The following is a 23815-nucleotide window of genomic DNA, read 5'->3' on the forward strand; positions in this document are numbered from 1 at the left end:
CAGAGTTCGGGCTGGAACCTCAGCGTCTGAGTTCCGAGCGCGCGTCGCTGGAAACGGTAATCGGTATGCCTGCCGGAACGAGGAAGTTGACCACCGGCGGCCGGACGACCGCACTCAGCACCACGTGCGCCGTGCGCTGCTCCGGTGAGCCGGTTTCGCCGGCTACGGTCAACTGGTCAAACCTTCCGTACGCGCCCGTGTCGGACAAATAACGCGCGACGGATCCCCTCGCGGAACCGTCATCCAGCGTTGGCACGGGCGTCCCCGAACTTGTCTCGACGTCGGCCAAGGCGAAAGTGTCTGCGGCAGTCAGCGCGGCTCCATCCGCAACAGACAGCAGCTTTTTCCGCTCCACATACACCGCGGAGGCACCCATCACCACTGTCAGGATCAACAAGCTCAGCAACACAAAGCCGATGAGCAGAACCAGCACCTGACCCTCATCATCGTTGCTGTCCCTTCGACTTCCGGCGCCGTTGAGGCGACGGGCACTCCCGGCGACTGAAGGTCTTTCGGGCATCATCGGTACCGTTCCACTATTTGGGTCGCCGACGAGTTCACGGTGGCCATGGTGAGGCCCGTGCCGTCCAGCAACGGGAGCGGGATCGAAATCTCGACTTCCGTGGTGACCCAAGAGCCTGATTCCAAGCACGCTCCATTGCCGCAACTAATCCTGATATCCATACCCTCCGGGCCAAAACCGAAGTCCTCGGCGGCCAACAGCGCCGCCTGCTGCGCGGCCTGACCAGCAGCTGAGGACTCGTTGGACCCCGCATACACTTTCGCCGCTTGGTCCGCGGCATTCACGACGGCGAACGACGCGGCCTGCACCTGTGAGACCGCGATGACGAAATAGACCACCGGAACCAGGAGCAGCGTGCCAAGGAAGACGAATTCAACGACGGCGCTCCCCCGCTCCTGATCCTCTCCCTGCAGGCGGTCCTTCAGCCGCTGCCACAAGTCCGTCACCGAGCCCTCCGGCAAGTTTCGGGATGGGTCCGGGCCGCCCCTGAGCCCGGCGCCGCGTCCGGTGACCCGTCAGCGCGGAAGAGCCGCATGACCGTGGACCTCCAGCGCGCCTTCGGGACCGATCAGACCGAGCGCAGGCAGCGGAGCCCGGACCGTCACCCGTAACGTGGGGACGCCGGACCGGACGACTTCTTCAACGTGGACATCCTGGCCGTAACTGTCGGTCAGCGACGCTGAGATCAACTCAACCGTCCTCTCGTGCGCGTCGGCGGCGCCTCGATCGGCCAAAATTCCGTAGCGTGCACCCGACCCCGCGGCGTCGATCAGCGTGTTGCGCACGTGCAAGACCAGGCTCAGCTGCATGATCGACACGAATATCAGGGTGAGGATCCCGCCCACCAACACGAAGTCCACACTCGCGGAGCCTCGGTCGGAACGATCCCGCCCCGGACTGGAATCGCTGCCGGCGCTGGCAGCGGTGGACGGCCGCACGCCGCGGGCATTGTCGCTCGATGCCACGTCAGGGCTGGGTCACGCGGCCGATGGCGTCATTGAACAGTCCTTCCAGGGCCGGTTTAGCCAGGGCCAGGATGCCGGCCACGAGCACGGCCGACATCAGGGTGATCATCACCCACCCCGGCACATCTCCGCGTTCGCCGTCTGCGGCCCGCGCCGCACGTCGCAATCGATCCAGAGTTCCGCTCCACAGCAGCGAGATCGTGACAGTGAACATGAGCGAGAGTTTCATCATTTCGTAGATCCTTCCCCTATAACCCCCAGTGAGAATTTCCACCCGTCGACTTCACCAGCCGAGACTGATCAGCGCTAGTCCCGGATACACGGCGAACAGCACGGTCAGCGGCAAGACCCCGAACACCAGCGGAATCATCATGCCGATTTCCTTCTTTCCGGCCGACTCCATCAGGTTCCGCTTCGCCATGTCGCGCACATCCTGGGCCTGCGCCCGCAGGACGTCCGCCAGCGGAGTTCCGCGCTCCATGGCAACGGTGATCCCGTCGACGAACCGCACCAGCGCTGGCAAGCGGGTGCGGCGTGAAAAGTCCTGCAACGCCGCCAGCATGGGCATACCGGATCGCGTGTGTGCGAGCACCACCGCAAATTCGCCGGCCAGCTCACCCTGGGCGCTGCGGCAGATTCTTTCCAGTGCTCCCGTGGCGCTCTCTCCGGCACTGACGGCTAGTGCCATCAACTCCGCCAAGCTGGGAAATTCCGCCAGCATCTTTTCCTCACGGCGTTGGATTTGCACGCTCAGAAGGTAGTCCCGAAGCATGAACCCGCCCACTGCCAGTCCCAAGGTGAGAATCACCGCAAGTACCGGGTCCAGCGAATTTCCCGCCGCCGAGGTAATCGTCCACGCAATGCCGATGACGAAACCCGCCGCTGCCCACAGCAATTGTTCGGCGCGGAAATCGACGGTGCCCTGCCGGCGTCCGGCCTGCAGCAACCGCTTGGACAGCAAGGTGGAACCGAAATTGAACCTTCCAAGCCAGGTGACCGAGTCACGGAGCACCGGGCGGAAAATCCGTTCCAGGGGGCCGAATGGCGTGACGTTCTCCGGTCCGCCGTCGAGCAGCCGTGACTTCATCTCGATCGACTTCAATTGCGGGGCGATCCGGTCCGCGAAGCGCCTGCGGCGTAAGAATGGCAGCCGGACGACCGTTAGCCAAAGGCCCACCCCCAACGTGATGCCCAATAGCGCTGTCGTTGCAGCTAGGTGGTTCACCGGAGCACCCGCTCCTCTTCGGGGAGCGACCCAATGCGCAGCATCAGCCGATAGCACACGATCGACACCACGAGCCCGCCCAGCAGGACGGCGGCCCCACCGGTCGTGTTGTAGGCAGCCACAGCTTCCGGCCGGGTAGCCAGCAGCATCAAGATGATCCAAGGGGCAGCAACGGCGAGCCGGGCAGCGTTGACAGTCCATGATTGGCGGGCCTCAAGTTCGCTGCGGGTCCGTGCGCTGTCGCGGAGGAACTCCGCCAGCGTCCCGAGCAATCTGCCCAAGTCGGTACCGCCGACTTCACGCGTCATGCGCAGCGCCTCCACGATCCGGTCGGCCACCGGATCGGACAGCCTTGCTTTGAGCCGCTCCAAGGCGTCATCGAAATTCCCGCCCGCACGGTAATCGGAGGCGAATTCGCTGAAGGCTGGCCGCAGCTCCACCGGGCCTCGCGTTCCCAACTGCACCAGCGCCTCGGGCAGCGAGAGTCCTGCCCGGATGGCCGAACGCAGGTGGTCGACTGCGTCCGGCCAGATTTCGCGCAAGACGGCGGCGCGGCGGCGAGCCCTCCAACTCACCAGGGCGAACGGGAGCCATCCCCCGAACAAACCGAAACAGGCCGCGATGGGACCGGATGCTGCGAGTGCCAACACCATCAGGAAAGTTGCAGCTGCCATGGCCACGCAGCTGGCCATAAGCGCAGTCGGCGATACCCTCTCGATGCCCGCCTGGCTGATCATCCGCGAGAGCCGGCCCGGCCGCTTCAGCCGCACCTGTGGGGGCGGTTTTTCCCAGCAAGACCACCAAATCAAGAAGAGCCCCACTCCGCCAAGGAGCCCCGCCGCCGTCGTCATGGCACCGGTTCCAACAGCTGCATGACTTCATATCCCGCGCGCGCGAACTTTTCCTCCGCGGGGCTGGCAGAAGGACTCACCTCAAGCTGGCCGTCTTGGCGGCTGAACAACGTGGACGTTTCGATAATCCCGTTCTCCACCCGCCGGCCCAGCGACACGATCTCCGCGACCTGTCTCCTGCCGTCCGGCCGCCGGACACAGTGGACCACCAGGTCGATGCACGATGCCACAGTAGGAACCACGAACGCGGACGAGATGTTCTGCCCAGCCAGCAGCGGCAGGGTGCAAATCTTGGTGATGGCGTCGTGGGCACTGTTGGCATGGACCGTACACATCCCCGGCAACCCGCTGTTGAGTGCCACGAGCATGTCAAGGCTTTCGGCTTCCCGGACCTCACCAACAATCAGCCGGTCGGGCCTCATGCGCAGTGCCTCCTTGACCAGCCGCCGCAGCGGTATGGCGCCTTCCCCCTCAAGATTCGGCTGCCGGCACTGGAGCCCTACGACGTCGCGCAGGGGCAGTTGCAGTTCGAAGATCTCCTCCACCGTGATCACCCGCTCCCGGCTGCCGATAGCGGCGGCCAGGCAGTTGAGCATGGTGGTTTTGCCCGCCTGGGTTGCGCCCGAGACAAGGATGTTCAGACCGCTGCTGACTGCCGCTCCCAGGAAACGGGCTGCTTCCGGCGTCAGCGAGCCCAGTTCCACCAGGTGCTCCAACCGCGAAGCACGGGCGATGAACTTCCTGATGTTGACCGCCCAGTGCCGGCGGGTGATGTCCGGAATGACAACATGCAGCCTCGATCCGTCCGGGAGGGCCGCATCGACGAAGGGCGATGACAAGTCCAGGCGGCGCCCGGACGACTTCAGCATCCGCTCCACCAGATCCGCCACCTGCTGGTGGGTGAGCGAGACGGACGTCAGTTCGGATTCGCCGCCCCTGGCTACATAGACCTCGGACGGAGAGTTGATCCATATTTCTTCGATCGAGCGGTCGTCCAGCAGCGGTTGCAACGGGCCGAATCCGGCCACGGCGTCAAAAACGTACTTGCGCGCATGGTCCAGATGTCCGAGCCGCGGAAGAGAGCCCAGCAGGGACCGTTCGTCGTAGTCAGTCACCGCGGCTTCAACCAGCCGTCGGACCTCCGAACCTTGGCGAACAGGGTCCAGGCCGCGTTGGCGGATCAGTTCACGGACCTCCCCCTCGACGATCCGGATTCCCTCCATCCCTTCTCCCCCCTCAGAGTTCGGGCGCATCCCCGCCGCGAAGCTGCGACTTGCGGCCGGGTGTGTCCACCGACCCTAGCGGCCGGTCTTCGGACCGGCCAGCCCCCGCACCCCGATTGTGGAAAAAGCGTCTCATCTTCGGTCCGCCGCTGGCCAGCAGCCGTCACGGGTGATACGGGCGCGATGGAATAGGCTGAGGGGCAGTATGAAAAGCATCCTCGACGTCCTTGTGCCGCTGCTGCGTACCCTGCCCGAGGGCAGCCGGCGTTTTCTGACCGGCTACGGCGCGGCGTCGGCGGCGCTGGCCCTGCTGGACGTCGTCGCCCTGGGGCTAATCGCCGCTCTGCTGCCGGCCCTGGTGGGCAGCTCCGACGTCGAGCTGCCCCTCGTGGGCAACGTCGCCGAAAACGGGCTGGCCCTGCCGCTGCTGGCGTTCATCTGCCTGCTGATCGTGCTCAAGGGCGTGCTGGCGGTCCTGCTGCTGCGCTTCGCCACCAAGCGCTTCGCCCGGCACGAGGTGGCCATCGGCGACCGCCTCTTCGCCGCCTACCTCGCCTCCCCCTGGGAGAAGCGGCTCGGCCGCAACTCGGCCGAGATCGTCCGCTCCGTCGACGTCGGCGTGGGGATCACCGTCTCGGGTGTCCTGATGCCGGCGATGAGCCTGTTCGGCGAGCTGGGCACCTTGGTGGCGGTCGTCGTCGTGCTGTTCGTGGCCCAGCCGCTGATCGCGGTGGTGACGATGATCTACCTGGGCCTGGTGGCGCTGCTGCTGGCCAAGGTGATCTCCCCGCGCGCCGTCGCCATCGGGCGGGAAAACCGGGAATGGTCCAACCGCACCGCCAAGACGCTGTACGAGGCGCTGGGCGCGCTCAAGGAAATCACCCTGGCCGGCCGCGGGCCCGAGGTGCAGGAACAGGTGCACGGCACCCGCACCAAGTCCTCGATAGCCCGCGCCGGCGCCATCCAGATCTCGCAGATCCCGCGCTACGTGCTGGAGACCGCCCTGGTCCTGGGCTTCGCGCTGTTGGGCGGCGTCGGCTACCTGACCGGCGGACCGGCCGGGGCGGTCAGCGCCGTCGGCCTGTTCGCCGTCGCGGGGTTCCGCCTGATCCCCTCGCTGACGCGCATGCAGGCCGTGCAGTCCTCCGTGAATACCAGCGCGTCCTTTGCCCGGCAGATAGTCGAGGACATCCACGAGGGCGAGGCCGAAATGTCGCGGCTGCGCGACGAGCGCCCGCAGCACGAGCTGCCGGACAACGCCGCCGACATCGAGCTGCAGGACGTCGCCTTCAGCTACCCGGATACCGCGGCGCCGGCCCTCCACGACGTGAACATCCGAATTCCGGCCGGCAGCCATGTGGCCTTTGTCGGGGCGTCCGGCGCCGGCAAGTCGACGATGGTGGACCTGCTCCTGGGCCTGCTCGAGCCGAGCCGCGGGCGCATCCTGGTGGGCGGCGAGCCCATGGAGTTCGTGCTGGATTCCTGGCGGCGCCGCATCGGCTACGTGCCGCAGGAGGTCTCGCTCTTCGACGCCTCGATCGCCCAGAACGTCGCCCTGGCTTGGGACCAGTCCCGCGTGGACCGCGAGCGCGTGACCGTTGCGCTGCGACGCGCGCAGCTGCTGGACACGGTAATGGGGCGCGACGGCGGCCTGGACGCCCTGGTCGGCGAGCGCGGCATGGCGCTCTCCGGCGGGCAGCGCCAGCGGCTCGGCATCGCCCGCGCCCTGTACGACAACCCCCGGGTGCTCGTCATGGACGAGGCCACCTCGGCGCTGGACACCGCCACCGAGGCGGCGGTGACGACGGCAATCCGGCAGCTGCACGGTGACGTCACCGTCATCACCGTGGCGCACCGGCTGGCGACGATCCGGGACGCCGACATCGTGTTCTTCATGCGCGGCGGAACGGTGGCGGCCGCCGGAACCTTCGACGAGGTGGTGGCCACCGTGCCGGACTTCGCCGAACAGGCTGCCCTGGCCGGCCTCGGCACGGCTGGGAAGCCGGTAGAAGAACACCGCTGAGCCGGCCCCCGCCGCCGGCCGCTTTAGGCCCCGCGTAGGAGGCGTCAAAGCCTAGCCGGCTGCCGCCGCGGCGTAGATTCCAGCCAGCCGGTGCACCAGACGGGCCGGGTCGTGGTGTTCCCGGAGCCAGGCGCGGCCGTCCAGGGCCGCGGAGGTGCGGAACGGGTTCTCCAGCGCCGCCGCGGCGGCGGCCGCGAGCGCTTCGGCCGACTCCCCCTGCAGCACGGGAGGCGACCGGTAGTACCCCTCCCCCGGCTGCATCACCACGGGAACCCCGATGCCGATGGCCTGCAGTTCGCTCATGGCCAGGATGCCGGCGGTCTGGCCGATCACCACATGTGCAGAGGCGAGCCAGCGGAGGTACGCGGGCTTGGGCATCTTCCGCACCATCACGACGCCGAGCTCCGCCGCCCGGGAGGCGCCACCGCCCCACTCCAGCCCCTGAAGCTCCACCTCCGCGCCGGCGGCCACCTGCAGGGCCCGCACCAGTTCCAGTTGTCGCTGGCCGCCCTTGGAGTCATCCCAGCGGGAGGCGAAAACGATCCGCGGCCTGGCGGCGGGCCGCCACTCGGGCAGTTCCTCCAGGTCCACCGGGTTCGGCAGGTACACGGCGTCGGCGCGGGCAGTTTCCGCGTGTTCCCGCAGGTCCGGGGTGGAGTACAGCACCTGCACGGCGTGGTCGGCGCCCCACTGCAGCGCGGGCCGGCGGACGGGATCGTAGTACTGGGTGCGGATGTCCGTGCCGTGGAAATGCAGCACGAAGGGCTTGACCGGCCGGGACCGCACCACGCCGATCCGCGACCCCGAGTGCACGTGCAGCAGGTCCGACCGCAGGATGGCGGCGGCCCGCCGCGCCTGCCAGGCGGCACCGGCGGCGAGTTTCCCGGCCCGGCCCGCGGCCGAGGACGGGGCGCCCTCCGGCGGGATGACGTTGAAGTGCCGCCACGGGCGCCCCGCCCGCCGGCCGTACTTGACCAGGGTGGCTCCGACGTCGGCGGCGTCATAGATGTGCAGGACGCGCGGTTCTGCTGCCACCGCTCAGGCCTCCTGCCGGGCGAACAGACCGTCCACGGCCTGCTCCCAGCCCTTGATCTGGTGCTCGGAGGACAGCTCGCGGGCGGCGGCGTGCGCGTTGGCCTTCCACTCGTCCACCAGCTGCGGCGTCAGGGTCTTGAGCACCTCCACCAGGGCCGCGGGGGTGAAGTCGGCGGTGACGGCGCCCAGGCCGTGCCGGCGCAGCAGCGTCTCCATGGCCGGCGAGGGCCCGATGATCAGTCCGGTGCGGGCCTGCACGGCCTCGAAGAACTTGTTCGGCAGGGCGTGCGCCAGGTTAAAGTTGGTAGGCGGAATGATGGAGACGGCGACGTCGTATTCGGCGACGGTGTCCACCAGCCGGTTGTACGGGACGGGCTCGCGGAACCGCACGCGCGGCAGTTCCTCGCCGAGCGCCTTGAGCTCGGCCACGTAGGCCGGCTCGTTGGGCATCACGATCAGGTCCAGCTCCAGGTTCTCCGGCGCGCCGCGCATGGCCTCCATGATGTCTTCGATCTTGCGGTAGCGCTGTCCCGCGGAGCTGTAGATCATCCGGATCTTCGCGCCGGTGGGCCGCGGCTGCCGGTCCGCGTAGGGGGCGGCGTTGGTGACCACGGAGGCGGCGACGCCGAAGTCCTTGGTGTACTGCTCGGCGATGCCCTCCGCCACCGTGGTCACCGAGCGCACGGCCGGCAGGTAGGTGCGGCAGAGCCAGCGGACGTAGGGAGCGACCAGCGCCCGCCAGGCCGGTTTGTTGAAGTGCTCCTTCGGCGCGAATTCGTGCAGGTCGGCGTGGACGCCGCGGTCCGGGCCGAGGCTGAGCGCCAGCGGGACGGTGTTGGTGTCGTTGGCCAGCACCGCGTCGAACCGCTGGCCGCGCAGCAGCTTCCGGGCCTGCGCGACGGCGGCAATGTTCCAATACACGTCCACGTAGCGGCGCAGGGCGAGCCCCCGTGGATCGCGCGGCCAGCTGGCCAGCGCAGTGTCCAGCTCGAAGTGCCCGGCGACGCCGTCCGGCGCGGGGCCGTAGCCGCAGGTGAACACCCGGTACTTGTCCTTGAACAGGGTGATTTGCTTGAGCACCCGCGGGTCGCTGCGCAGCGGCGAGAGCGAGAGGACCAGCAGGGATCGGGCATCAGTCACGGGGCTGCCTTACGTCGGGTTCGGCGGATTCCGGGGCGGCGGAGGAGCCGTTGGCCCCGGCGGGACGACCCGCCGAAGCGGCCGGGCCTGCCTGCGGCCGGGCCTCGCGCAGCCGGCAGGCGGCGGTGAACGCGAGCGAGTTCAGGTTGGTCCGCAGCGGGGCTTCGCGCCGGGCGTTGTCCGGCCAGCGCCGGGTGAAGGTGCGCTGCAGCGCGCCGGCGGCCTCCCGCCGTCGTACGTCTAACGCAAGGTCCGCGGCGGAGGCCGCATCCCGCAGGGCCCGCAGCAGCCGTTCATCCGGGGCCCCCAGCAGGCGCGGCGCCCCGGGGGCGGCGTCGGTCAGGGAGCGGACGACGGCGGACATCGCCTCCCGGTCCTCGGCTCCCCAGGCGAAGTCCGCGCCTCGGCGCAGCGCCGCGCTGATGACGTGGCCGCGCAGCAGCTTCACCGCGATGGCCTCGCGCCGGGCGGCGGGCAGCGCCTGGAACCAGTCCCCGGACACCAGCGACTCGACGTCCTGGAACTGGGTGCGCAGCGGCAGCACGGCGGCGGTGACGCGTTCGTCCGCGTCCTGTCCCACCAGGTACGCCGGGGCGTGGGCCGGGTAGGCGATCTTCTCGCCCGAGAACCACAGGCGCAGGCCGAATTCCAGGTCCTCCCCGGTGCGCAGCCCTTCGGTCAGCCGCAGGCCCAACCGGCCGACCGCCTCGCGCCGGATCAGTCCCAGCGGTGCCGTCCGGTAGGCCAGGCGGTCGCGCAGCGGGTCCACCAGCGGGCCCCTGATCACCCGGGCGCGGGGCGTGAGGATGCGTGGGCCGCCGCGGTAGCGGAGGGGTGCGACGACGGCGACCGCGCCGGTGGCGTGCGCGGCGTCCAGCCAGGCGGACACCGCGCCGGGTTCCAGTGTGTCGTCGGACCCCATGATGCCGACATACCGTGCCCGGGCCTGGCCCAGCCCGTAATTGAACGGCCCGGCCGGGGACGGCACCCCGTCGGCCAGTTCCAGCACCCGGACGGTCTCCGGAAGGCCGGCCAGCTGCCCGCGCACGGAACCGGGGTCCATGTTGTGGCACACCACGGTGGCGCCCACGCGCCCCGGCGCGGCGGCCAGGACCGAGTCCACGGCGCGGCGGACCGGCCGGTCAGCGGTATGCACGGCGATCACGATTTCGGCTTCCGGACCGCCGTCGTGGTGGCGTGGGTTCTCCGGCGCCGTCATGGCCCGGTTCCCGGCCGTGCCGCGTCGTCCGGTTCGCCGATGTCATCCGGCTTGGGTACCTCGTCCAGGGCGATGCGTCGGGCGAGCTTGGTGATCCGCTCCTCGAGTTGCCGGGTGCGCTGGAAGGAGCTGGCCATGTAGATCAGGAAGCACACGATCAGCCCGTACAGCACCAGGTCGGTGCCGCGGCCGATGCCCAGCGCATTCGCCACGGCGGTCAGGATGCCCGGGAAGAACACGGACAGCGCGGCCATGACCGCGAAAAGCATCAGCAGGATGCGGCGCACGGCCTGGTGCCGGGCGTTCTGGCCCCCGCGCATCAGCGCCAGCGCGCCGAGGGCGACGGCCAGGACCAGGACGATTTGGACGACTATGAGCATGGGTTCACCGGAAGAAGAGGTCAGCGAGGATGTTGATGCCGTTGAGCAGGGACTGCCCCTTGGACTTGGAATATTCCGTGTAGACGATGTGTACCGGCTGCTCCACCACGCGGGCGTCGAGGGCGGCGAACTGGTGGATCAGTTCGGAGGCGTGCGCCATCCGGTTTTGGGTCAGGTGGATTCTCCGGGCCACGTCGGCGGAGATGGCACGCAGCCCGTTGTGGGCATCGGTGAGGCGGTAGCCGGTGGAAATTCGGGACTGGATGGCCGCCGTGCGCAGCACCAGGCGCTTGAGCGCCGAGACTTCGCCCCGCCCGTCGAGGAAGCGGGAACCGAGCACCACGTCCGCTTCGCCGTCCCGGATCCGCGCCAGCATCGCCGCGGCGTCCTGGACCCGGTGCTGGCCGTCCGCGTCGAACGTGATGACCGCGTCCAGCTGCGGATCCTGTACTGCATATTCGATGCCGGTCTGCAGGGCGGCGCCTTGGCCCAGGTTCACCGGATGGACAACGACGACGGCGCCCGCCTTGCGGGCCAGGGCGGCGGAGTCGTCCGTGCTGCCGTCGTCCACGCACACCACGTGCGGGAAGGTCTCGAGCAGCTCCCGGACGACCGAGCCGACGACGGTGGCCTCGTTGTACATCGGCACGACGACCCAGCAGCGACTCACCCGCCCAGTATTCCACACAGGGAATGGTCACGGCTGTTCCGGCGGCGGCGGGCCCTGCCGTCCGGTGGCCTGCGGTTGCGCTGCGACGTCTTGATAGTGGCCGTCCAGCTCCCGCACGCTGCCCGCCAGGCTCCGCTGGTCCACCACGAACTTGCGCGCGTCCCGGCGCATGGCCAGGTACTCTGCGCTGCCCAGCTGCAGCAGCTGCTGCAGCCCGTCCTGCAACTGGTTGTACTCGGCCTCGGGTGCCAGCAGGCCGGTGACGCCGTCGTCCATCATTTCGGGAATGCCGCCGCTGCGGTACGCCAGCACGGGTGTGCCGCACGCCTGTGCCTCCAGCAGCACCAGGCCGGCGGCTTCCCGGGCGCCGCCGGCTTCCTGGCTGGGTGCCACCAGGACATGTGCCCGCTGCAGCCAGGAGCGGATCGCGCTCCGGTCCTGGCGGCCCAGATAGTCGATGTGCGGATGGCTGGCGGCCTGCTCGGCGACGGTGTCCCGCAAGGGCCCGTCCCCGATCACCACCAGCCGGTGCCGGGCCTTGCGCCAGACGGCAAGCGAGGCGTCCAACAGGTCCCGGATGCCCTTTTGCGTGTTCAGCCGGCCGACGAAGAGCACCACGGGCACTTCATCGGCCTGGTAGCGGACCGGCTCGAAGTAGTCGGTGTCGACGCCCTGGTAATGCACCTGGATTTTCGCGGTGTCCAGGTCCAGCTCCGCGGCACGGCCGGCCATGTAGTTGCTGACCACCAGGATGCGGGTGCTGTGCGCCGCCGCGGCAAGGACGTTCCGGTGGTGCCACCGGGCCATCACCGTGTCCGCGGGATTCCCCAGCGACACGAGGTCGGAGCCGTGCATGGTGGTGATCAGCGGCGTCCCGGACACGATGGAGACCTTCACGGCGGGCGTCGACCAGGTGGCGAAGTGCTGATGGATGATGTCCGGTTCAAACCGGCCCACGGCTACGGTCATGGCCGGCATGAAAGCCGGCATCATGAGCTCGCGGCGCCGGAAGCCCAGCCGCGGCACCGGGACGAAGTCCGTGACCGGGATCGTGACGGACGAATCCTCGATCTCCGCCACCAGCGTGAAGACACGGAAGTCGTGCCTGTCCTTCAACCGCTCGGCGTGTGCCGTGGCGAAGTACGTTGGCGGAATCCGCAACGTGCTTTTGGTGATGGCGATCTTCACGGGGCTCCCGGACCTTGGTGGGTGGGCTGCAGCCGGCTCGGCTTATCGCCATCCTAGCCAGGTGTCCTGAACGCCACCCCGGCGTGCCGGCCTCCTCGCCCGCGGCCCGGCGCGCCCGGTGCGCCGTCGCGCCGCCACGGATCGATTCCCGGACGGTAATCTTTCAGTGTCCGGCACTCGCCCGGCGTCAGCGACAAGGAGCAGTGGTGGCCCAGCAGATCCTGTGTATCTCGTTCTCGGATATCCAGGCCGATTCCCGGGTACTGCGGCAGCTGAAGCTGTTGGCCGAGGCCGGCGAGGTCACGACGCTCAGCTACGGCAAGCGTCCCCCCGGAGCCACCCACCACCTCGAAATCGACGCGTCGCTGCCCTCGCTGCCGCAGACGCCGCTGGGTGTGCTGCTGTTGGCGCTGCGCCAGTATTATGCGGTGGAGCTGGCTGCACCCGCAGTCAAGCAGGCCCGCGATCTGGTGGCTGGACGCCGCTTCGACCTGGTCGTGGCCAATGAGGCGCGGTCCCTGCCCCTGGCCCACGCCGTGGCGCAGGGGGCCCCGGTGTGGGGAGACATGCACGAGTGGGCGCCGGAGGAACGCTCCCACGTGCTGCCCTGGCGGCTGTTGGTCGCGCCGTACATGCACAGGGTGTGCGCCAAGTACCTGCCGAAAAGCGCCGCGGTCACCGCCGTCAACGGCTCGATCGCCCGGATGTATGCCGACCAGTTCGGCTGCACCGTGGAGGTGGTCCGCAACGCGGGGCCGTTCCGGCAGTTGGAACCGTCGGCGCCGCTGCCAGGGAAGATCCGCCTGGTCCACAGCGGCGCCGCGATACCCGGCCGCAACCTGGAAGGCACCATCGACGCCGTGAAGCTGCTGGATGACCGATTCACGCTGGATCTGTATCTGGTCAAGGCGCGCGACGGCGGACGCTACTGGCAGCAGCTCAAGGACCTGGCCGACGGCGACGTACGCATCACTTTCCACGACGCGGTGCCGCCGGAAGAGCTGCCCGCCACGCTCAATGCCTACGACGTCGGGGTCTTTTCCCTTCCGCCGCAGACGATGAACCACCGGTTCATGTTGCCGAACAAGTTTTTCGATTTTGTCCAGGCGCGGCTGGCCCTGGTGTTCAGCCCGTCCCCGGAGACCGCGGCACTGATGCAGGCCTACGACCTGGGCGTGGTGACCGAGGACTTCAGCACCGAGTCGCTGGCCCGGGCGCTGGCGTCGCTGACCACCGAACAGGTGGACAAGTACAAGGCCAACGCGCACGGAGCCGCGGCGGCGCTCAGCTCGGCCGAGGACGAGGCCGTCACCAGGGGCATCCTCGCGGCCCTGCTGACGCCCTGACCGAGGCCGACACCGGAGGCTTCCTCGACCCTGCCGGGGCCCCGGACCGAGGCCGTCGCCGGAGGCATCCTGGCGGCCCTGCCGAAGCCCCGACGGGGCCGGCGTCAGCGCGGCCGGGAGCCTCTCGCGGCGTCCGCGACGGGGCCGGCGTCAGCGCGGCCGAGAGCCTCTCGCGGCGTCCGCGACGGCCTCGGCGGCGCGGGCGCCCACGCCGCGCAGCGAGTAGTTTCGCTCGACCCAGGCGGACAGCCGGCGGCGCTCGGCGTCGTCCGGGGTCCGTTCCACCGCCGCGGCCAGGGCCTCGGCCACCTGGCCGGCGTCCCAGTCCACGCTCTGGCCCAGCCCGTGGTCGGCCACCAGCTGTCGCAGCGGGCCGACGCCGGCGTAGACCACGGGCGTGCCGCAGCTCAGCGAGACGAAGGCCTTGGTGGCGAAGGCAAAGTCGTAGCCGCGGGCCGGCCGCACGGAGGCCAGCCCCGCGGCGGCCGAGCGCAGCGCGCCGGCGATCGTGCCGCCGTCGGCCGTTCCCATGAAGCGGATGCGCTCCCCCGCCGGTGCCGCCCGCCGGCGCAGCTCCTCCAGCTCCACGCCGCCGCCGTACATCAGCAGCCGCGCGTCGGGGTACCGGTCCATGACCTTGAGGAATCCGTCCACGAACACGCCGGCGCCCTGGATTTCGGACATGGTGCCGGCGTAGACGAAGGTGGGGCCGGGGTGCGCATCGCGGGGCCCGTTCAGGCTGAAGGTGCCGGTGTCGATGCCGGTGCCCACCTCGGCCACCCTGGCGCGTCCGGAGGTCAGCCGCGCCAGCGCCTGGGTCACGCCGGTCGAGATGCTCAGGACGCCGGCTGCGCCGGTCACGACCCAGCGTTCCACGGCCCGCAGCACCTTGACCACCTGCGGGTGCACGCCGATTCCGGCCGCCGCGTCGGAGCTGACGTCGGCGGAAAAGTACACGTAGGGGCGGCGCCGCAGCGCGGCCGCGGCCCGGACCACCACGCCGGTGGTCGGCGGCGGCTCCACGAGCAGCACGTCGAAGGGTTTCTGCGCCAGCAGGCGGAAGAACAGCGGGATGTCGAAGCTGGCGTACTGCAGGTACCCGCGCACGGCGCCGCTGGCGTCCCGCAGCACGGGCCAGCGGAGGATCCGGGCGCCGTGGCCGGCGGTTTCCCCCGCCGCGGCCCGGAGCCCCTTCGGGGGCCGGGTGGTGAGCACGGTGACCTGGTGGCCGGCCTCGGTCAGGGCCCGCACGGTGGCGGCCAGCCGGTAGGCCGCGGCGCCGGCCTCCGGCGCATAGATCCGGGTGGCCACCACGATCCGCAGGCCCATCAGGCGTGCAGCCCGACGGTGCGGGATTCCTTCGCGCTGGCGATCATGGCTTCGGCGACGCGCAGCGTGTTCAGCCCTTCGCGCATGGTGACGATGCTGGCCGCCGGGCGGCCGGGGCGCGCACCGCCGTCGTGTTGGGCGGCCGGGGAACCGGGCGGCAGTCCGCGCGTGGCGAGCACGGCGTCGCGGAAGGCCTCGTGTTCGACCTTCAGCGGTTCCCGCTTGGGGATGGCCAGGCGGGTGATGTTGCCTTCGGAGACGCCGCGGAAGTTCGCCACGGATTCCCATTCGGTGTCGATGGTGCCGTTTTCGTAGAACGTCAGGTCGGCGGTCAGCGTGTCCGCCACGAAGGCGCCGCGCTCCCCGGTGACCATGGTGACCCGTTCCTTCATCGGCGAGAGCCAGTTGACCAGGTGGCTGGTGATCACCCCGTTGGCCAGCTGTCCGGTGGCCGCGACCATGTCCTCGTGCTCGCGGCCGGAGCGGATGGTGGTGCGCGCGCTGACGGACTGGTACTCGGACTGCGCCAGCCAGGCGGTGAGGTCGATGTCGTGGGTGCCCAGGTCCTTGATCACGCCCACGTCGGCGATCCGGGCCGGGAACGGGCCCTGCCGGCGGGTGGCGATCTGGAAGATGCGGCCGAGTTCGCCGGCCTCCAACCGGGCGCGCAGCGACTGCAGCGCCGGGTTGTACCGTTCGATGTGGCCGACGGCGCCGACCAGCCCGCGCGATTCAAACGCGGCGGCCAGTTTCTCGCCGCCCGCCACGGTGTCGGCGATCGGCTTCTCCACCATGGTGTGCACGCCGGCTTCGGCCAGGGCCAGGCCGACCTCCTCGTGCAGGCCGGTGGGCACCGCGCACATGGCGATGTCGATACCGGCCGCGATCAGTTCCTCGACGCCGCCGAAAACGGGCAGGCCGGGCGCCGCGCCGTGCGGGTCGCCGTACGCGTCCGCGACGGCCACCAGTTCCACGCCCTCGGTCTCGCGGAGCACCCGGGCGTGGTGGCGGCCCATCATGCCCAGGCCGATCAGCCCGGCGCGCAGCACGGTCTTGCCGGTCCCCGCCATGCTCACGCCCCTGCCTTCGCGAGGGCGTTGACCGCCGTGGCGATCCGGTCCAGGTCCTCGGCGTCGAGCGAGGGGTGCACCGGCAGCGAGAGCACCTCGGCGGCCGCGGCTTCGGTCACCGGCAGGTCCGCGGCGACGTTGAAGGAGGGCAGCCGGTGGTTCGGGATCGGGTAGTAGACCCCGGACCCGATGTTGTATTCGTCCTTCAGCGCCGCGGCGAACCGGTCCCGCTCCCCCGCGCCGATCCGCACGGTGTACTGGTGGTAGACGTGGACCGCCCCGGCGGCCACCTTCGGCGTGCCCACGCCGTCCAGGTTCGCGTCTAGGAACGCGGCGTTGGCCCGGCGCCGTTCGGTCCAGCCGAGGACCTTGCCCAGCTGCACCCGGCCAATCGCGGCGTGCAGGTTGGTCATCCGGGCGTTGAAGCCGACCAGTTCGTTTTCGTATTGGCGTTCCATGCCCTGGTTGCGCAGCAGCTGCAGCCGGCGCGCCACCTCGTCGCTGCCGGTGGACACCATGCCGCCTTCGCCGGAGGTCATGTTCTTGGTCGGGTACAGGCTGAACATCGCGAACTCGCCGAACGTGCCCACCGGCCGGCCGCCCAGCGACGCGCCGTGGGCCTGGGCGGCGTCCTCGAAGAGCAGCAGCGACTTCTCCGCGGCGAGCCTGCCCAGCGCGTCCATGTCCGCCGGGTGTCCGTACAGGTGCACCGGCATGACGGCCTTGGTCCGCCCGGTCACCGCGGCCCGGACCGCCTCCGGGTCCAGGCAGTAGTGCTCCGGCTCGATGTCGGCGAACACCGGGGTGGCGCCGGTCAGGGCCACCGAGTTCGCGGTGGCCGCGAAGGTGAACGACGGGACGATGACCTCGTCGCCGGGACCGATGCCGGCGGCCAGCAGGCCCAGGTGCAGGCCGGAGGTCCCGGAATTGACCGCCACCGCGTGTCGGCCGTCCAGCAGCACCTGCGAGAACTCCCGCTCGAAGGCTGCGACCTCCGACCCTTGGGCGAGCATGCCGGAGGCCAGCACGGCGTCCACCGCGGCCCGTTCCTCGTCCCCGATGATCGGCTTCGCCGCCGGTATGAAGTCCTTGCTCACAGCTGTTCTCCTCCGGTTTCGTCCGACACTTCGTGCAACACGCCCTCGTCCTCCCGGTACCGGGCGCCGGTCGCCGGGCACACCCACCCCGACGGGTCCGCCGGGTCCTGGATTAGCCGCTGTCCGGCCCGGCCCACCCAGCCGATCCGCTTGGCCGGAACCCCGGCCACGAGGGCGAAGTCGGGCACGTCGCGGGTGACCACGGAGCCGGCCGCCACGGTGGCCCAGGCGCCGATGGTCACCGGGGCCACGCAGACCGCCCGCGCGCCGATCGACGCGCCGTCGCGGATGTCCACGCCCACCGGCGTCCAGTCGTCGGCGCTCTTCAGCGACCCGTCCGGGGCAACCGCCCGCGGGTAGGTGTCGTTGGTCAGCACGACCGCCGGGCCGATGAACACCCCGCGGCCCAGCCGCGCCGGCTCGTACACCAGCGCATAATTCTGGATCTTGCAGTTGTCCCCGGCCTGCACCCCGGTGCCGATGTAGGCGCCCCGTCCCACGATGCAGTTCTCTCCCAGCACCGCGCCCTCGCGGACCTGCGCCAGGTGCCAGATCTTCGTGCCCTCGCCCAGCCGGGCGGCGTCGGCGACGTCCGCCGTATCGGCGATGAACGCCATGGGTTCCTTCTTTCCGTTCACGACCGCTGCTCCACCGTCCATTGCGTCTTCGCCCGGCCCTCAGGCCTTGCCGATCACCCGGTACGCCACGCCCGGCCACCGTTCGGCCGAGCTGACCCGCCGGCCGTCGACGAACACTTTCACGCCGGGAAGGTCGTCCGGTCCCAGCTGCGCATATTCGGCGTGGTCGGCCTGCACCACCGCGGCGTCGGCCGGCTCGCCCAGCCGGTAGGGCGTGAAGCCCAGGGCGGCGAGTTCGGCGTCGCTGAACATCGGATCATGCACGACGGCGGTGCCACCCCGGGCGTTGATCGCCTCCACCGCGCCGAACACCCCGGAGAACGCCGTCTCCTTCACGCCGCCGCGGTAGGCGGCGCCCAGCACGGCCACGCGCGCGCCGGCCAGGTCGCCGTAGGCGCCCTCCAGCAGGCCGATCGTGTAGTCCGGCATGCCCGCATTCGCGGCCCGGGCCGCGGCCACCACCGTGGCCGACGGATCGTTCCACAGGTACAGCCGCGGGTACACCGGGATGCAGTGCCCGCCGACGGCGATGCCGGGCTGGTGGATATGGCTGTAGGGCTGGGAGTTGGACGCTTCGATCACCTGGTAGATGTCGATCCCGGCGGTCGCGGCATAGCGGGCGAACTGGTTCGCCAACCCGATGTTCACGTCCCGGTAGGTGGTCTCGGCGAGCTTGGCCAGCTCGGAGGCCTCAGCCGAGCCCAGGTCCCAGACGCCGTTGCCGCGCGGCAGGTCCGGACGGTCGTCGAAGTCCAGCACCGCCTCGTAAAACTCCTGCGCCGCCGCCGCACCGGCCCCGGACAGCCCGCCGATGAGCTTGGGATACTTGCGCAGGTCCTCGAACACCCGCCCGGTCAGCACCCGCTCCGGGGAAAAGACCACGTGGAAGTCCTCGCCCTCGACCAGGCCGGAGCCGGCCTCGAGCATCGGCTTCCACCGGGTCCGGGTGGTTCCCACCGGCAGCGTTGTCTCGTAGGAGACCAGCGTGCCCGGCGTCAGGTGCCGGGCCAGCTCCTGCGTGGCGGCATCCATCCAGCCAAAGTCGGGCTTGGCCTCCGCGTCCACGAACAGCGGAACCACCAGCACCACGGCGTCCGCTCCCGGCACCGCGTCCGCATAGTCGGTGGTCGCCCGCAGCCTGCCCGCAGGCACCAGCTCTGCCAGCCTGTCCTGGAGCCCAGCCTCCCCCGGGAACGGTTCACTGCCCGCGTTGACCAGGTCGACCACGGCGGGGTTGACGTCCACGCCGACGACCTCGTGCCCCTTCGAGGCGAACTGGGCGGCCAACGGCAACCCGATCTTTCCCAGAGCAATGACAGCGATCTTCAAGAGCTAAGGCCTTTTCTCGTGGTGTCGGTGTGTCGGCCCTTCGGCCCAGAGTCAAGGGTATCGCTTGTTCGCGCCAGCCTCCGGTTCCGCAGGTTATCCACATACCGAGCGATGCAGGGGAAAGCGGGACTGCCTTCGGCCTAGGTTCCTTGTCATGGTCCTTCATCTGACGCTGGCGGCGGCCCCCGGGCTTCCGGCCACCGCGGCGGCCTGGGTCGCGGCGCATGCCGATGCCGTCGCGGGGCTGGAATCCGGAAGCAGCGCCGCGCCGTTGGCGGCCTGGCTGGGCGCGCGCCTGCCCGGGGCTGCCTTCACGGTGGCCGGACTGAGCCTGTCCTCCCTCACCGCCGGAGTGTCCCCGCTGGTCGATGGCGCCGTCGTCGTCTGCGCCCCGGACGCGGTGGTGGTGCCGTGCCGGGAACCGCCCGCGCTGCCGCCGCTGCTGCTGGCCGTCACCGCCGGGCCCGACGCCGGCCGGTTGTTCGCCCTCGGGCGCGGCAGCTTCAGCGTCGGTCGGCATGCCTGCGCGCTGACCATCGCGGATCCGGCGCTGTCGCGGCTGCATGCCACCGTGGACGTCACCGACCGCCAGGTGGTGCTGCGCGACGCCGGCTCGTCCAACGGCATCGTTTGGCGTGGCCGGCGCACCCGGCAGGTCGTGCTGCGGGCGGGCCGCAGCGTGCGGATCGGTGCCACCCGGCTGCTGCTGGTCGTGGGCAGCGAACCGGACGAACCATTCTGGCCGGACACGGACCTGGCCGATCCGGTGCCCGTGGCTGAAAAGCCTCCGGAGCAACGGACCAGGACGGCGTTGCTGCTGGCCGGGCTTCCGTTGCTCGCCGGGTTCGCGCTGGCCCTGCTGACGGGCCTGTGGTTCTTCCTGGTCTTCAGCGCCATGTCCCTGCTGGCCGCCGGCGTGCCCTACGCCGCCGGGCGCCGGCAGCGCCGCCGCTACCGGGCCGCGGTGCACGCGGCGGCGGCAGCCGATGCCCGGCGGCGGCACCTCGCGGCCCCGGGCGCCGCGGATCTGGCCGTGTCCCTGCTGCGGGCCGGGACGGGGGTCCGGTGTCCCGCCGGGGTCCCCGCCCCTCCGGCCCGCCCGGCCCACGTGTGGCTGCGGCTGGGGACGGCCAGCCTGCCGGCACACATCGGTTCGGCGTCGGCGCCGGTGGTCCAGGCTCCCGCCAGGGATGTTCCGCTGTGCGTGGACGTGCTCGCCGGGTCCCCGCTGCGGATCCAGGGAACACCGTCCGGGCTGGACGGGCTGCTGCGTTCGGCCCTGCTGCAGTTGGCCGCACGGGTGGCGGGAACCGACCTGCGCGTCGTCTGCTACGCATTGCCGGAGTCCGTCCGCGCGTCGGCCCGGTTCCTGCCCGGCGTGGAACTGGTGGACCGGCCCGGGCAACTGGCGGAGCGGCTCGCCGCCGGCGGCGGCAGCCTCGTGCTGCTGGTAGCCGGACGAGGCGGCGAGGCGGCCCGCGTACTGGCGGATTACGGACGGCCGGCCGCGCAGCTCTGGTTCGGCGGTCCGGCCGGTCCCGGGACCCGGATCATCGTGGCCGGACAGTCTTCACGCCTGAGCGCAGACGGCGGGGACGTCGTGTTTTCGGCGGATCTGATGCAGGCCCCCACGTTGGACCGCCTTGCCCGGCTGGCCGCCGCGGCCGGGCCGGGCGCGACGCTGCCGACCACCGGTTCGGTGCCGCCGCGCTGCCGCCTGCAGTCGATGCTGCCGCGGGAGCCGCTGGCGGAGCGCTGGTCCCGCGGCGACTGCCATCCCGGCCTCACCGCCCTGCCGGGTGCCGGCGCCGCCGGACCGCTGGCGCTCGACCTGGCCGTCCACGGCCCGCACCTGCTGGTCGCCGGCACCACCGGCTCCGGCAAGTCCGAACTGCTGCGGAGCCTTGTTCTCTCGCTGGCGCTGACCAGGTCCCCGGCCACGGTGAATTTCCTGCTGATCGACTTCAAGGGCGGTTCCGGGCTCGGCCCGCTGGCCCGGCTGCCGCACTGCGCCGGCCTGCTCACGGACCTGACGCTGGAGGCAGTTGGCCGGTCCCTGGCCTGGCTGCAGGCGGAGGTGCGCCGCCGCGAGGCCCTGCTGGCCGGCCGCGGCGTCGGGGACATCGCGGCCTGCCCGCCCGGCACGCTGCCGCGGCTCGTCGTCGTCGTAGACGAATTCCGGATGCTGGCCGAGGACGCCCCGCAGGCGCTTCCCGAGCTGATGCGCGTGGCCACGGTGGGCCGCGCCCTGGGCATCCACCTGGTGCTGGCCACGCAACGGCCGCAGGGCGCCGTCTCCTCGGACATCCGCGCGAATATCACCACCATGATCGTGCTGCGGACGCAGAACACGGCCGAGTCCCGCGACCTGCTGGACTCGGCCGTGGCCGCCGACATTCCGGTGACCGCGAGGGGCCGGGCCTACCTGCGCGTCGGCACGCAGGATGCGGTCCCCTTTCAGTCCGCCTGCAGCACCCTGCCGGCCGCCGGACACTTCCCGCTCTTCCGGACCGTGGACGGATGGCTGGCGGCAGAACCACCGGCAGCGCCGGCTTCCGAGGGCACCGGAGTGGTCGAGCAGCTGGTGGCCGAGGCAGCGGCCGCCTCCCGTGGCCTCGGCCTGCCGGAAGCCCGGCCGTTGCCGCCGGCCCTGCCGGCGAGCCTAGCCGTCGCCAACCTGGCGGTGCCCGGATTGTTCGGCCCCGCCCGGTCTCCCGGCGGCGGCGACGGCGGGAGCCCGGTTTCCGCCGCCGCCGCGCCCCAGGACGGGGGCAGCATCCCGATCGGCCTGCTGGACATGCCGTCCCGGCAACGGCAGGTGCCGCTGCGCTGGCAGCCGGAGCACGACGGCCACCTGGCCGTTCTCGGGGTAGGGGGTGGAGGACACCGGGAGTTTTTGCGGGTCCTGGCGGCGCAGCTCCTGGGCGGGCCGGTGGAACGCCACTGCTACGTACTGGACGGTGACGGTTCGCTGGGCTTCGCCGCGAACGCCGGCCGGACCGGCGCCTACGTCGGCCCCCAGGACAGCGAACGGGCGGCAAGGGTGCTGCGCCGCCTGGCCAACGAGGTTTCCTCCCGGCTCGGCAGCCTAACCTCGGCCGGGGGTCCGGCCGAACCGGCGGCCGCCGTTCCGTTGCTCGTCCTGGTCAGCGGGTGGGGCCGCTGGCTCGGTGGCTTCCGGGCCGGCCGGCTCGGCTGGGCCGAAGACTGCCTGCAGGATCTGGCCCGCGACGGCGGGGCGACCGGGGTCGTCCTGGCCGTGACCGGAGACCGTGAACTGTCGGGCAGCCGTTTCCTGCCGCTCATGGGCAACCGGCTCTACCTGCCGACCGGGGCCGGTCCCGAAACGTTGCTGGGCTGGCCCCGGCTTCCGCCCATGGACGCCGTGCCCGGCAGGGCTCTGGTGCAGGGACGGGTCGGCGGCGACGGCGGGGTCTGCCAGCTGGCCACCGATCCGGCCGGCTGCCCGCCGCCGGTGGCGGCCCGCGCCCGCCCCTTCCGGGTGGAAGCGCTGCCGCTGACGGTTTCCGCGGCCACGCTGCCGCGCGCGGCCCGCGGGTTTCCGGTGATCGGTGTGGAGGGCGACGAGCTTGAGCCCTCCACGCTGCCGCTGGCCGCCGGCGAGGTGTATCTGGTGCTGGGCCCCGATGGCAGCGGGAAGACCAACCTTATGGTCCTGCTGCAGCGGGCGCTGGAGGGACTGAGGCCCTGTGTCGCACCGCCGCACGGCAGAGACGCCGACGACTTCTGGGCCGGCCGCGTGGCCGTCGGCCGCGGCGCAGTCCTGCTGGTCGACGACGCTGAGGACCTGGGCGTGCGTGCCCACGGTGCCGTCGCGGCCCTGGTCGTCGCCGGCGCCTCGGCCGTGGTGGCTGCGCGCCCCGGTCCGTTGCTGCCGCAGCAGGTTCCGCTGGCCTTGCAGGCCAGGGCACGCGGGCGCGGCTTGGTCCTGGCGCCGCGGGCGGGCGCGGACGCGGACTTCTTCGGTGTGCGGCTCGACGACGGGTGGAGACCGCCGGGACGGGGCTACCGGATTGAGGCCGGCCGGGCCGTCCCGCTGCAGGTGGCGGTGGCTACAGGGCGCGGGGTGCGGAGCCCTTGACCAGGAAATCCGTCACGGGCTTGGTCAGCAGCAGGACGAAGGAGGCTGCGGCCGCCAACAACAGGACCGGGCCCAGCAGCAGCTGGCCGCCTTGGATCATGGAGATGGCCACGACGACCACGAAGATCTGCCACACCAGGGCAGCAGCGCGGGTCCAGCGGTACCCGCGGAACAGGTAATGCCCGACGACCAGCAGCCAGAGGCCGAAGACCAGCATCAGGACCAGCAGGAAGACGCTGCTGGACAGCGAGATCGGGGTCTGGGTGGCCAGCCCGTAGGCGTACAGGGCGGCTCCGCCCAAGAGCACCAGTGCTTCCAGGACCACTGCCGCCGCGACGATTTTGATGGCGATCGGACGGGCGGCAGGGAGGGATGAGGGTGCAGGCATTGACACACTCGCACCCTACCTTAGATAGTCGGATTAACGGCTCCAGATAGCCGGGCACCGGCTCCCCCTTGGAG

22 protein-coding genes are annotated in these 23815 nt (G+C 70.6%); 3 read left to right on the forward strand and 19 right to left on the reverse strand.

Annotated features, from left to right (window positions below; genetic code table 11):
* Positions 1–19: 19 nt before the first annotated feature.
* The 7 genes from AC5RVZ_RS18725 to AC5RVZ_RS18755 form a co-directional block, all read right to left on the reverse strand.
* The gene (locus AC5RVZ_RS18725; RefSeq protein WP_494067237.1) at positions 20–433 is read right to left on the reverse strand and encodes a pilus assembly protein TadG-related protein; all 414 of its coding nucleotides are present in this window, start codon (positions 431–433) and stop codon (positions 20–22) included.
* An 86-nt stretch (positions 434–519) separates the two neighbouring features.
* Positions 520–969 carry a hypothetical protein gene (locus tag AC5RVZ_RS18730; RefSeq protein ID WP_494067238.1) on the reverse strand — a complete coding sequence of 150 codons (450 nt, stop codon included), beginning with the start codon at positions 967–969 and terminating at the stop codon, positions 520–522.
* Between the two features lie 69 nt (positions 970–1038).
* Positions 1039–1488, reverse strand: a complete 450-nt coding sequence (locus AC5RVZ_RS18735; protein WP_494067239.1) for a TadE family protein — start codon at positions 1486–1488, stop codon at positions 1039–1041.
* 1 nt (position 1489) lies between these two features.
* Positions 1490–1702, reverse strand: a complete 213-nt coding sequence (locus tag AC5RVZ_RS18740; RefSeq protein WP_494067561.1) for a hypothetical protein — start codon at positions 1700–1702, stop codon at positions 1490–1492.
* A 69-nt stretch (positions 1703–1771) separates the two neighbouring features.
* Entirely contained in the window at positions 1772–2713 is a 942-nt protein-coding gene (locus AC5RVZ_RS18745; protein ID WP_494067240.1) for a type II secretion system F family protein, read from the reverse strand.
* The gene (locus AC5RVZ_RS18750; protein WP_494067241.1) at positions 2710–3564 is read right to left on the reverse strand and encodes a type II secretion system F family protein; all 855 of its coding nucleotides are present in this window, start codon (positions 3562–3564) and stop codon (positions 2710–2712) included. Before AC5RVZ_RS18750 ends, AC5RVZ_RS18745 begins: the two co-directional genes overlap by 4 nt.
* A complete protein-coding gene (locus AC5RVZ_RS18755) occupies positions 3561–4787 on the reverse strand; it encodes a TadA family conjugal transfer-associated ATPase (protein ID WP_494067242.1) in 1227 nt (408 codons plus the stop codon). The genes AC5RVZ_RS18750 and AC5RVZ_RS18755 overlap by 4 nt, the downstream gene beginning before the upstream one ends.
* A 205-nt stretch (positions 4788–4992) precedes the next feature.
* Between AC5RVZ_RS18755 and AC5RVZ_RS18760 the strand changes: the two genes are divergently transcribed.
* Complete coding sequence (locus AC5RVZ_RS18760; RefSeq protein WP_494067243.1) at positions 4993–6810, forward strand: ABC transporter ATP-binding protein; 1818 nt, start codon at positions 4993–4995, stop codon at positions 6808–6810.
* A gap of 51 nt (positions 6811–6861) precedes the next feature.
* On the opposite strand, the gene AC5RVZ_RS18765 is transcribed toward AC5RVZ_RS18760, so the two are convergent.
* From AC5RVZ_RS18765 to AC5RVZ_RS18790, 6 genes are read right to left on the reverse strand one after another with little or no spacing between them, the layout of a single operon-like run.
* A complete protein-coding gene (locus tag AC5RVZ_RS18765) occupies positions 6862–7845 on the reverse strand; it encodes a glycosyltransferase (protein WP_494067244.1) in 984 nt (327 codons plus the stop codon).
* Between the two features lie 3 nt (positions 7846–7848).
* Positions 7849–8985, reverse strand: a complete 1137-nt coding sequence (locus tag AC5RVZ_RS18770; protein ID WP_494067245.1) for a glycosyltransferase — start codon at positions 8983–8985, stop codon at positions 7849–7851.
* Positions 8978–10204, reverse strand: coding sequence for a glycosyltransferase (locus AC5RVZ_RS18775; protein ID WP_494067246.1), 1227 nt, complete (start codon positions 10202–10204; stop codon positions 8978–8980). Before AC5RVZ_RS18775 ends, AC5RVZ_RS18770 begins: the two co-directional genes overlap by 8 nt.
* Positions 10201–10584 carry a DUF2304 domain-containing protein gene (locus AC5RVZ_RS18780; RefSeq protein WP_494067247.1) on the reverse strand — a complete coding sequence of 128 codons (384 nt, stop codon included), beginning with the start codon at positions 10582–10584 and terminating at the stop codon, positions 10201–10203. The genes AC5RVZ_RS18775 and AC5RVZ_RS18780 overlap by 4 nt, the downstream gene beginning before the upstream one ends.
* 4 nt (positions 10585–10588) lie before the next feature.
* Complete coding sequence (locus AC5RVZ_RS18785) at positions 10589–11254, reverse strand: glycosyltransferase family 2 protein (protein WP_494067248.1); 666 nt, start codon at positions 11252–11254, stop codon at positions 10589–10591.
* Positions 11255–11281: 27 nt separating this feature from the next.
* Positions 11282–12442 carry a glycosyltransferase gene (locus AC5RVZ_RS18790; RefSeq protein ID WP_494067249.1) on the reverse strand — a complete coding sequence of 387 codons (1161 nt, stop codon included), beginning with the start codon at positions 12440–12442 and terminating at the stop codon, positions 11282–11284.
* A 206-nt stretch (positions 12443–12648) separates the two neighbouring features.
* On the opposite strand from AC5RVZ_RS18790, the gene AC5RVZ_RS18795 reads away from it, so the two are divergent.
* Positions 12649–13788 (forward strand): glycosyltransferase, encoded by a 1140-nt coding sequence (locus AC5RVZ_RS18795; protein ID WP_494067250.1) that lies wholly within the window; start codon positions 12649–12651, stop codon positions 13786–13788.
* A 150-nt stretch (positions 13789–13938) separates the two neighbouring features.
* On the opposite strand, the gene AC5RVZ_RS18800 is transcribed toward AC5RVZ_RS18795, so the two are convergent.
* Genes AC5RVZ_RS18800 through AC5RVZ_RS18820 form a run of 5 tightly spaced genes read right to left on the reverse strand, consistent with a single transcriptional unit; the run spans position 13939 to position 19251 of the window.
* On the reverse strand, positions 13939–15117 hold the full coding sequence (locus tag AC5RVZ_RS18800) for a glycosyltransferase (protein ID WP_494067251.1): 1179 nt from the start codon (positions 15115–15117) through the stop codon (positions 13939–13941).
* Positions 15117–16187, reverse strand: coding sequence for a Gfo/Idh/MocA family protein (locus AC5RVZ_RS18805; protein WP_494067562.1), 1071 nt, complete (start codon positions 16185–16187; stop codon positions 15117–15119). The genes AC5RVZ_RS18800 and AC5RVZ_RS18805 overlap by 1 nt, the downstream gene beginning before the upstream one ends.
* Before the next feature lie 2 nt (positions 16188–16189).
* Positions 16190–17284: a DegT/DnrJ/EryC1/StrS family aminotransferase gene (locus tag AC5RVZ_RS18810; protein WP_494067252.1), complete on the reverse strand. Its 1095-nt coding sequence runs from the start codon at positions 17282–17284 to the stop codon at positions 16190–16192.
* Positions 17281–17901, reverse strand: a complete 621-nt coding sequence (locus AC5RVZ_RS18815) for an acyltransferase (protein ID WP_494067253.1) — start codon at positions 17899–17901, stop codon at positions 17281–17283. The genes AC5RVZ_RS18810 and AC5RVZ_RS18815 overlap by 4 nt, the downstream gene beginning before the upstream one ends.
* A 60-nt stretch (positions 17902–17961) precedes the next feature.
* Positions 17962–19251 carry a nucleotide sugar dehydrogenase gene (locus AC5RVZ_RS18820; protein WP_494067254.1) on the reverse strand — a complete coding sequence of 430 codons (1290 nt, stop codon included), beginning with the start codon at positions 19249–19251 and terminating at the stop codon, positions 17962–17964.
* Positions 19252–19405: 154 nt separating this feature from the next.
* Here AC5RVZ_RS18820 and AC5RVZ_RS18825 point away from each other — a divergent pair, with 154 nt between their 5' ends.
* Positions 19406–23353 carry an FtsK/SpoIIIE domain-containing protein gene (locus tag AC5RVZ_RS18825; protein WP_494067255.1) on the forward strand — a complete coding sequence of 1316 codons (3948 nt, stop codon included), beginning with the start codon at positions 19406–19408 and terminating at the stop codon, positions 23351–23353.
* Here the strand turns inward: AC5RVZ_RS18825 and AC5RVZ_RS18830 are convergent.
* Entirely contained in the window at positions 23325–23741 is a 417-nt protein-coding gene (locus AC5RVZ_RS18830; protein WP_494067256.1) for a hypothetical protein, read from the reverse strand. The two genes, AC5RVZ_RS18825 and AC5RVZ_RS18830, sit on opposite strands and share 29 nt — an antisense overlap.
* Positions 23742–23815 lie beyond the last annotated feature (74 nt).

The sequence above is a fragment of the Arthrobacter sp. Cza30 genome (assembly GCF_059090765.1).